The 1,118-nt window shown below is 69.8% G+C and carries 1 protein-coding gene; it reads right to left on the bottom strand.

Annotation, left to right across the window (positions count from 1 at the left end; all coding sequences use genetic code 11):
* On the bottom strand, positions 1 to 993 hold the full coding sequence (locus CLV35_RS01485; protein ID WP_121191667.1) for an IS481 family transposase: 993 nt from the start codon (positions 991 to 993) through the stop codon (positions 1 to 3).
* Positions 994 to 1,118: the final 125 nt, after the last annotated feature.

Below are 1,118 nucleotides of genomic sequence, written 5' to 3'. Positions count from 1 at the left end.
CTAGCTGTTCTGCCCAGTGAGGTTGGTCAACCTTGTGATGGGTGGGACTTGCCCGATGGCGGTGTGGAGCCTGTGATGGTTGTACTCGTGGAGCCAGGCGGGCAAGGCGTTCCGGCGGGCTGACTCGGAGGGGTAGAGCCGGGCGAACGCCCAGCCGGCGGCCAGGCTGCGATGGAAGCGTTCGATCTTGCCGTTGGTCTGCGGGCGGTAGGGCCGGGTGCGCCTGTGCGTCACGCCGAGTTCGGCGCAGGCGTCGCGCCAGAGGTGGCTGCGGTAGCAGCCGCCGTTGTCGGTGAGCACGCGGCGTGTGACGACGCCGCGGGCAGCGAACCAGGCCACCGCCCGGCGCAGCACAGCGACAGCGGTCTCGCGGGTCTCGTCGTCGTGGATCTCGGCGTAGGCGACGCGGGAGTGGTCGTCGATGACGGTGTGGACGTAGGTGTGACCCATTCTCGGCTGCCGGTACTGGCTGCGCGGCTTTCCCGGCGTGAGGTGCCGGTTCCGCTTGCCCTGCTCACGGCCGAGGAAGCGCCAGCCGCCGCCGTCGGGGATCTGCCCGAGTTTCTTCACGTCCATGTGCAGCAGGTCACCCGGGTGCAGGTGCTCGTAGCGGCGCACCGGCTCTCCCGTCGCCCGGTCCAGGTGGGACAAGCGGCTGATGCGGCAGCGGGCGAGCACTGCGTACACCGTCGAGGCGGGCACCCGCAGCTCGGAGGCGATCCCGACCGGGCCAAGGCGCCGCTTCCACCGCAGGTGCACGATCCGACGGACCACCGGCGCGGGAGTGCGGGTCGGGCTGAAGTGGGGACGGGAGGAGCGGTCGTGCATGCCCGCCGCCCCCGCCTGGCGGTAGCGCTCGGCCCACCGCTTGGCTGTCGGCCACGAGACCTGGAACCGCTCAGCTGCCCGGGCAACCGGCCAGCCGTCTTCGACGATGAGCCGCGCCAGCCGCAGACGGGCTCGTGGAGTCAGGGCAGCGTTAGCGTGGGACACGAGGACCTCCTGGTCGTGTCGTGGGTGCCTTCAGCAGCTCCACTCCACGCCGGGAGGTCCTCCCACATCAAGATCAATCAGATCGTGTCGTCACACGACCTCGACCAACGTGCCTGATCAGTACA

The organism is Motilibacter peucedani, from assembly GCF_003634695.1.
Lineage (GTDB): Bacteria > Actinomycetota > Actinomycetes > Motilibacterales > Motilibacteraceae > Motilibacter > Motilibacter peucedani.
Note: the sequence above shows the minus strand (reverse complement) of the source record. Positions and strands in the feature narration are given on the sequence as shown.